Below are 8,291 nucleotides of genomic sequence, written 5' to 3'. Positions count from 1 at the left end.
CTGCCCGCGCGGGACGGCGCGAGCCGGAACGCTTTTGCACACTGAACGCTAGACGACCCTCGTCCCCCCGGCGGGGAACCTCTACAACCCCTACCCTGACGGCTTGACCGGCCTTGTCACCACGTCCGGCCGCCCTGTGCTAAAAGCGGTGGGCGGGCGCGGTGCTACGTTCGGGCGATTGCGCCCTCATGCAGCCTGCGATGATCACTGCGACGCCTTCCTTCCTCCAGCCGCAACATCGCACGGAAGAAGCCCCAGATAACGCCTCATGCGGGTCAGGAAAGAACGCTCCGTCCCCGGCGGGTGAGCACCTGCTGCTCTGACGAGCAGGCTCATCGCGGTGCTTCCGCCATGGCGTCGCTGCCATCGTGTACTCTTATGCCACCGACTCACTGTCGACAAGGAGACGACAGGCAATTACCTAGGTGATGTCAAGCATATTCCTGCTATTGATTGGTTGATGCCTATCTCATGCGGAAGGGCGTTCCGCCAATGGCTTTGCCTTGGACGTTCGACCATGAGGGGATTTGCGGGAGGGGGCAGCTATGGTATCTACGGTTTCGAGGCTACGTTTCATATGACTCACCACCAAAAGCCCGGGCAGTGCCAAGGCCCGGGCTTTTTTCGTTATGGGCCCGGAGGTGCCATCCCCGGACCCATGCCGCGCGCTATTTTGAACGCGACACCTCCACGATCTTGAGCACAAGCATCGCGAAGGCAATCATCAGCGTCGGAACGCCGATGATTAATGAGGCAATTGTTTCATATTTTATGAGACTCACCCCCTTTGACAGTCGGATTGCAGCGCAGCGGGAGTGCTACGGCGCTGACCGTCAGGGGGATTCATAACAGACAGCCTGCAAGAACATCTCTATTAATATCAATAATTACAATAACTTAAATAAAGGCGAGTCAGGCCGGGAATGCAGCCCGCCAAACCATGGGGCGCTCCGCCAGTGGCGGCGTTCCAGTTATTCGACCATGGGGGGATTTGCGCCAACGGGCTACTATTGGTATTTCGGTCGGGCAGATAATGCTTCGATGTGGATCACCACCAAAAGCCCGGGCGTGCCAGCGTCCGGGCTTTTTTCATAGGAACCCTTTCCCCCGCACCTTTGTGGACAAGATCGCGCCACAGTCTCGGGAACGCGCATCGCGGAGGGCGGGAAAAGCCTGCATGCACCGGATCCTGCGCCCAAAAGAAAAGGGCCGGAGAAACCCCCGGCCCTATTCCAACCTTGCGGTACTTCGCTGCTTACAGCGCCTTGCGGCGGTGTTCGCCGTAGACGTAGCGCACGGTGCCGGAGGAGGCGCGCATCACCAGCGATTCCGTGGTGAACCAGCCGCCCGGCTTGCGCTTCACGCCTTCCAGCAGCGCGCCGTCGGTCACGCCGGTAGCGGCAAAGATCACGTCGCCGGCGGCCAGCTCGGTCAGGCTGTACTTGCGGTTGAAGTCGGTGATGCCGACGCGGCGGGCGCGTTCCTTCTCGTCTTCATTGCGGAAGATGAGACGGCCCTGGATCTGGCCGCCGATGCAGCGCAGGGCAGCGGCTGCCAGCACGCCTTCCGGCGCGCCGCCCGAGCCCATGTACATGTCGACGTTGGTCTCGTCCGGGTCGGACACGGCCATCACGCCGGCAACGTCGCCGTCCGGGATGAGCTTGATGCCGCAGCCGACTTCGCGCAGCTCGCGGATCAGGGCTTCGTGACGCGGACGGTCCAGCACGCAGACCATCACTTCTTCCGGCTTCACGCCCTTGGCGGCGGCGAAGCGGCGCACGTTCTCGGCCGGACCGAAGTCCAGATCGACGAGACCTTCCTCATAGCCCGGGCCAATGGCCAGCTTGTCCATGTAGACGTCCGGCGCGTTCAGCAGGTTGCCCTTCTCGGCAATGGCCAGAACGGCCAGCGCGTTCGGGGAGGCCTTGGCGGTCAGGGTGGTGCCTTCCAGCGGATCGAGCGCGATGTCGATGTCCGGACCTTCGCCCGCGCCGACCTTCTCGCCGATGTAGAGCATCGGCGCTTCGTCGCGCTCGCCTTCACCGATCACGACGGTGCCGTTGAACGGCAGCTTGTTCAGGGCGTCGCGCATGGCTTCCACGGCGGCGGAATCGGCTTCCTTTTCATTGCCGCGGCCCACCAGCTTGGCGGCTGCAATGGCTGCCGCCTCGGTGACGCGCACCATTTCCAGCACCCAAACGCGGTCGAGGATCTGGCTAGGAGTCTGAGTCATTGAAGGCCTCTTTTGACCATTAAAAATCAAGAATGTGCATCATCACCGGCTCGGTCGTGACGCTGTCGAGCGCCGAGATCCGGGCCAGTGCTTCGGTGACGGCCTGCTGCGGGCCTGCGTGCGTGGTCAGCACGAAGTACACCGCGCCATCCGGCGCGCCGCCGCGCTGGATGAGGCTTTCCACCGAAACGGAAAGATCGCGCAGAATGGCGGTCAACTCGGCGAGAACGCCCGGGCGGTCCACCACGGTCAGGCGGATGTAATAGCGGCCGACGTGGCTGGCGGGGTCTGCCGCCGGAACGTCCGACAGGCTGCCCGCCGGCATGGCGAAGGCCGGGCCGAACTCGCCGCGCGCCACGTCCACGAGGTCAGCGGCAACGGCGGAGGCGGTCGGCCCCTCGCCCGCGCCCCGGCCTTGGAACAGCAGGCGGCCGACGTAGTTGCCCTCCGCCACCACGGCGTTCAGCGAATCCGTCACATGCGCCAGCGGGTGGTTGACCGGCACCAGGCACGGGTGAACGCGCTGGAACAGGCCGCCGTCTTCCTGACGGGCCATGCCGATGAGGCGGATGCGGTAGCCGAGCACGCTGGCGTAGTCGATGTCGGCGGGCGCGACGCTGCGGATGCCGCAGGTGGAGACGCCCTTGAAATTGATCTTCGTGCCGAAGGCCAGCGACGAGAGGATCGAGAGCTTGTGAGCCGCGTCGATGCCGTCGATGTCGAAGGTGGGATCGGCCTCGGCGTAGCCCAGCGCCTGCGCCTCTTTCAGCACGTCCGCGAACGGCTTGCCGTCCCGCTCCATGGCCGTGAGGATGAAGTTGCAGGTGCCGTTCAGAATACCGTAGACGGCCTGAACCCGGTTGCCGGACAGGCCATCGCGCATGCCCTTGATAACCGGGATGCCGCCGGCCACCGCCGCCTCGAACTTGAGGGGCGCGTTGGTGCTTTCCGCAAGCGCGGCCAGCTCCATGCCGTGATGGGCGAGCATGGCCTTGTTGGCGGTGACGAAGCCCTTGCCGGCGCCCAGCGCCGACCTGGCCAGCGCCAGTGCCGGACCGTCCGCGCCGCCGATGAGCTCGACAACCGTATCCACGTCGTCGCGCGCGGCCAGATCGACCGCATTGTCCTCCCAGCCGAAACCGGAGAGATCCACGCCCCGGTCACGGGTGCGGTCCCGCGCCGACACGGCGGTAATCACGATCGGGCGGTTCGCCCGGCGGCTTACCAGTTCGGCGTTGTCGGCGAGAAGCTTGACCAAGCCGGCACCAACGGTGCCCAGCCCTGCCAAGCCAACACGTAAAGGCTTGTCAGACATTCTTATCCCACTCTTGATCGCGACGGTCCTAGCGGGTGCGGAACGCTTTGGCTAGGGCCTGTGCGCTTGCCGGAGGTTGTAACACCCCGACTCCAGCCTTCCCGAGCCGAGCACGTCTCCGCCGCTTGAAAGAGCACGGCCGGGTAAAACCCGGCCCGATTGATTGCAAACGCGTATGGCCGGGACATGCCCGGTCACCCTACAGCTACGCTTGAAGCGGCCCCGCGTTCCCGCAAGGCCGCTCCAAACGCCTGATTTTATTACTCCGCGGCCGCCTTGGCAGAGGGCACGTTCAGCCCTTCGGCCTGGAACCAGCGGCGAATGTTGCGGGCGGCCTGGCGGATGCGGTGCTCGTTCTCCACCATGGCGATTCGCACATAGCCCTCGCCCAGCTCGCCGAAGCCGACGCCCGGCGCGACGGCAACCTGCGCGTTGGACAGGAGCTGCTTGGAGAACTCCAGCGCGCCCAGCTCGCGGAACGCAGGCGGCACCGGGACCCATGCGAACATGGAGGCCGGCGGCGGCGGCACGTCCCACCCGGCGCGGGCAAAGCTCTCCACCAGCACGTCGCGGCGGTGCTTGTAGAGCTGGCGGGCCTGCTCGATGCAATCCTGCGGGCCGTTCAGCGCGGCAACGGCCGCTGCCTGAACCGGCGTGAACGCGCCGTAGTCAAGGTAGGACTTCACGCGGGTCAGCGCGCCGATCAGCTTCTTGTTGCCGACGGCGAAGCCCACGCGCCAGCCCGCCATGTTGTAGGTCTTGGACATGGAGGTGAACTCGACCGCGATGTCCTTCGCGCCCGGCACTTCCAGAATGGACGGCGGCGGATTGCCGTCGAAGTAGATTTCCGAATAGGCGAGGTCGGACAGCACCCAGATCTCGTGCTTGCGGCAGAAGTCCACGACCTGCGCGTAGAAATCCAGGTCCACCACCTCGGCGGTCGGGTTGGACGGGTAGCCCATTACGATGGCCGTCGGCTTGGGCACGCTGTAGCGCACCGCGTTCTCAAGGCTCTTCATGAACTCCGGCCCCGGCTTGGCCGGAACGTGGCGCAGCGCGGCACCGGCGATGATGAAGCCGAAGGCGTGGATGGGATAGCTGGGGTTCGGGGTCAGGATCACGTCGCCCGGCGCGGTGATCGCCTGCGCAAGGTTGGCGAGGCCCTCCTTCGAGCCGAGGGTGACGACGACTTCGGTTTCCGGGTCCAGCTCGACGTTGAACCGGCGCTGGTAATAGGCCGCCTGCGCCTTGCGCAGACCCTTAATGCCCTTGGAGGCCGAATAGCCGTGCGCATCCGGCTTGCGGGCGACTTCCGCCAGCTTCTCGACGATGTGCGCCGGGGGCGGCATGTCCGGATTGCCCATGCCAAGGTCGATGATGTCTTCCCCGCGCGCTCGGGCGGCTGCCTTCATTGCGTTCACTTCAGCGAACACATAGGGCGGCAGGCGCTTAACGCGGTAGAATTCCTCATCGATCATTGGTCGAACCTTTATGTAACGGTGTATCGGCTTCCCCTTGGGCCTGCCAGTAGGCTAGGCTGGGACCGCCTCTTGGCCTTATAAGGCGAGGCGGATTCGAAGGCGATAGCCAATGGTGTCGAAGACCCCCGGTTTTTGCTGGGATACGCAAGAAAATTAGGATGGGCGACCAAACGGCATCATATCGTCCGGCTTCCACCGAGACTTACGAAAGATTCCAACACTGGACTCGGCTGATGGGCCGCGCCCAGCAGCACCTGCTGGAGTTCTGGGTGCGCCAGAGCACGACGAGTCGGCCGCTGCCGCCCGACCCGTTCGGCCTGATGCCGCTGAGCGCGAAGGTGATGGCCGGGCTGACCGCCGACCCGCAAAGGCTGGCGGACCGGCAAGCGGCGATGGCGAGCGACCTGATGGAGCTGTGGACGCAGGCGGCCTCGCCCAAGCAGGCTGGCCAGCCCGCCCCCGGCAGGCAGGACCGCCGCTTCGCCGCGCCGGAGTGGCAGTCTCATCTGGTGTTCGATCTGGCCCGCCGGAGTTACCTGATCGCGAGCGAGCACTGGCTGGCCGCCGTTGAGAGCGTGGAGGGCCTCGAGCCGCACGAGCGCGAGAAGGCCCGCTTCTTCACCCGGCAGCTGGTGGATGCGCTCTCTCCGGCCAACATCCCCCTCACCAATCCGCAGGTGCTGAAGACGACGCTCGAGGAGCAGGGCGAGAACCTGCTGCGCGGCTTGCAGAACCTGCTGGCGGACATGGAGAAGGGCTACATCAGCCTGACGAGCGAGGACGCGTTCACGGTCGGGCAGAATGTGGCGACGACGCCCGGCAAGGTGGTGTTCGAGAACCACCTGTTCCAGCTGATCCAGTACGCGCCGACGACGGAGACGGTGCACGCGGTGCCCATCGTGATCGCGCCGCCGTGGATCAACAAATATTACATCCTCGACCTGACGCCGGAGAAATCCTTCGTGTGCTGGTGCGTCAGCCAGGGCTTCACCGTGTTCGTGATGTCGTGGGTCAATCCCGGCAGCGAGCACCGCGACACCGGCCTTGCCGACTACATGCAGGACGGGCTCATTCGCGCGATGGAGACGGCGCGCAGCATATGCGACGCGCCGTCCGTCCATGCCATCGGCTACTGCGTGGCGGGCTCGCTGCTCGCCCCGACGCTGGCGTGGCTCGAGGCGATGGGGCGCGGCGACCTCGTCTCCTCCGCCACCTTCTTCACGACGCAGGTGGATTTCGCGGACGCGGGCGAGCTGCGCATCCTCATCGACGAGGCCCAGATGGGGATGCTCGACCTGCTGTGCGCCGAGAAGGGCTATCTCGACTCCCGGTACATGGCGGCCACCTTCAACCTGCTGCGGGCGAACGATCTCATCTGGTCTTACGTGGTGAACAACTACCTGCTGGGCCGGGAGCCGCCGCCGTTCGACCTGCTCTACTGGAACTCGGACTCGACCCGCCTGCCCCACGCCATGCTGCGCGAATATCTGAAGGGCATGTATCTGGAGAACCGGCTGGCCCGGCCGGATGCGCTGGAGATTGCAGGCACGGCCATCGATTTGCGGCGGGTGAAGGTGCCGACCTATATTCAGGCCGGGCGGGACGATCACATCGCACCGCCCAATTCCGTTTACAAGCTGACCCGGAGCTTCACCGGCCCGATGCGCTTCGTGCTGGCCGGATCAGGGCATATCGCGGGCGTGGTCAACCCGCCTTCGGCCAACAAGTACGGCTACCGCGCGGGCGCGCCCGTGCCGCCGACGCTGGAGGAATTCGCCGCCGCCACCGAACAGCGGCAGGGTTCGTGGTGGCCGGACTGGCTGGACTGGCTGGGGCCGCTGGCAGGCGAACAGGTGCCCGCGCGCACGCCCGGGGAGCACCCGGATTTCCCGCCGATCGAGGACGCACCGGGGCGCTACGTGAAGGTGCGCTAGCAACGATCACAGCCGGGATCAGAGGACCAGGTTGGCCTTGAGGCCGAAGACGACGATGTCCTTGTTGTGGTCGAACCCGCCCGGATTGACGATGTACTGCACGTTGGGCTGTAGGATCAGCCACTCGGCCACATGAAAGCCGTAGTACAGTTCGGCCGCATACTCCGCGCCGGGCTTCTCCGCCTGCTGGCGTGGGCCGGGAAAATCCCGCTCGGCGCGGGCGTTGACGTTGGTGCGGCCCACCGCGAAGCCGATCACATCCTCCGGGCGCGCCTGCAGCAGGCCGGTGTAGAACAGGCCCGCGCTCACCTGATTGTCGATGCGGGAGGTCTTCCGGTCCGCCTGCGTGAGGTTGAGAAACAGGGTCAGGCCCGAGATGGTGCGGGCTTCCTCCGCCCGCCCGGTGACCTGCTGCTGCACCATGACATAGCCGCCGTAGCGCCCGGACCGGCTCAGCGGCGGCGCGCCGGTGACCGGCTGGGGCTCACGGTTGACATCGAGGAACACGTCGTCCCCGTCCGCCGTGTTGTACCAGCCGCCCACCTTGTAAGTGCCCGGCAGGCGGTTGGCGCCGAGCGCGGGCGTCCAGCCCACCTCCAGCGGCAGCAGGACGCCGGTCGCGCCCTTGAAGTGGCCGATGGTGAAATCGTTTTCCAGATTCTTCGGGTTCACCTCGAACACGCCCGCCTGCGCGTAGAGATCGTTCTCTGCCTCCACCCGCAGCCGCGCGGCCCACTGGCTGACCGGCCAGTTGAACCAGTAATCGCCCACGATGTTTCCGGGCTGGGAGCCGCAGAAGGTGAGGTTCATGAACTCGCAGGAGAAGGCGGCGAAGTCCTCGCCCATCGTCAGGCGGCCGAACTTCAGGTCAATGCCGCTGCCTTCAAATTCCTGCTGATACCAGAACTGGGTGAGCCGCCAGGTCTGGCCGCGCCCGAACACCTCCTGCACCTGCTGGAGCACGCCAAGCCCCGCCTTCTCGCCGAGGTCATAGCCGCGCCGGTAGGTTACGGTGCCCTGAAACGTGCCGCCTTCGATGCCTGCCAGCGTCTCCATGTCCAGCGTCGCGCCGAAGGTGAACTGGCCGGTCTCGCGCACGCGCTCCCGCTCGCCGCCGCGCGCGTTCCACGCAGTCTCCGACCCATAGCTGAGGGAGAGGTCGACCCCCCGATCCTTGAGCCGCGTGCGCTCCTGTTCACCGGCAATCGTGGGTTTGGGGCGCCCTTGCCGTCCGGGCCCGCATAGGTGGCTTCGAGATCGATGATGTCGCGCAGGAGCACCCGGCCCTCGACGAGCTCGTCGCGCCAGATGATGATGGCCTGGAAGGT

At 65.4% G+C, this 8,291-nt stretch carries 5 protein-coding genes; 1 reads left to right on the top strand and 4 read right to left on the bottom strand.

The window, feature by feature from the left end:
* Nucleotides 1-1,255: 1,255 nt before the first annotated feature.
* The 3 genes from glpX to VIG90_RS17775 form a co-directional block, all read right to left on the bottom strand.
* Nucleotides 1,256-2,233: a class II fructose-bisphosphatase gene (glpX, locus tag VIG90_RS17785; protein WP_331594862.1), complete on the bottom strand. Its 978-nt coding sequence runs from the start codon at nt 2,231-2,233 to the stop codon at nt 1,256-1,258.
* A gap of 19 nt (nt 2,234-2,252) precedes the next feature.
* Nucleotides 2,253-3,548, bottom strand: coding sequence for a homoserine dehydrogenase (locus VIG90_RS17780; protein WP_331594861.1), 1,296 nt, complete (start codon nt 3,546-3,548; stop codon nt 2,253-2,255).
* 260 nt (nt 3,549-3,808) lie between these two features.
* Nucleotides 3,809-5,023: an LL-diaminopimelate aminotransferase gene (locus VIG90_RS17775; RefSeq protein ID WP_331594863.1), complete on the bottom strand. Its 1,215-nt coding sequence runs from the start codon at nt 5,021-5,023 to the stop codon at nt 3,809-3,811.
* 164 nt (nt 5,024-5,187) lie between these two features.
* Here VIG90_RS17775 and VIG90_RS17770 point away from each other — a divergent pair, with 164 nt between their 5' ends.
* Nucleotides 5,188-6,963 (top strand): class I poly(R)-hydroxyalkanoic acid synthase, encoded by a 1,776-nt coding sequence (locus tag VIG90_RS17770; protein ID WP_331594860.1) that lies wholly within the window; start codon nt 5,188-5,190, stop codon nt 6,961-6,963.
* An 18-nt stretch (nt 6,964-6,981) separates the two neighbouring features.
* Here the strand turns inward: VIG90_RS17770 and VIG90_RS17765 are convergent, their stop codons facing one another.
* Complete coding sequence (locus VIG90_RS17765) at nt 6,982-8,061, bottom strand: carbohydrate porin (RefSeq protein ID WP_331594859.1); 1,080 nt, start codon at nt 8,059-8,061, stop codon at nt 6,982-6,984.
* Nucleotides 8,062-8,291: the final 230 nt, after the last annotated feature.

Origin of the sequence: Pedomonas sp., assembly GCF_036515995.1 — a bacterium.
Classification (GTDB): domain Bacteria; phylum Pseudomonadota; class Alphaproteobacteria; order Sphingomonadales; family Sphingomonadaceae; genus Pedomonas.
Note: the sequence above shows the minus strand (reverse complement) of the source record. Positions and strands in the feature narration are given on the sequence as shown.

Excerpts from the sequence above, each read along its gene's own strand:
- glpX (WP_331594862.1), bottom strand. The coding sequence starts at position 2,233 with ATGACTCAGACTCCTAGCCAGATCCTCGACCGCGTTTGGGTGCTGGAA.
- VIG90_RS17780 (WP_331594861.1), bottom strand. The coding sequence starts at position 3,548 with ATGTCTGACAAGCCTTTACGTGTTGGCTTGGCAGGGCTGGGCACCGTT.
- VIG90_RS17770 (WP_331594860.1), top strand. The coding sequence starts at position 5,188 with ATGGGCGACCAAACGGCATCATATCGTCCGGCTTCCACCGAGACTTAC.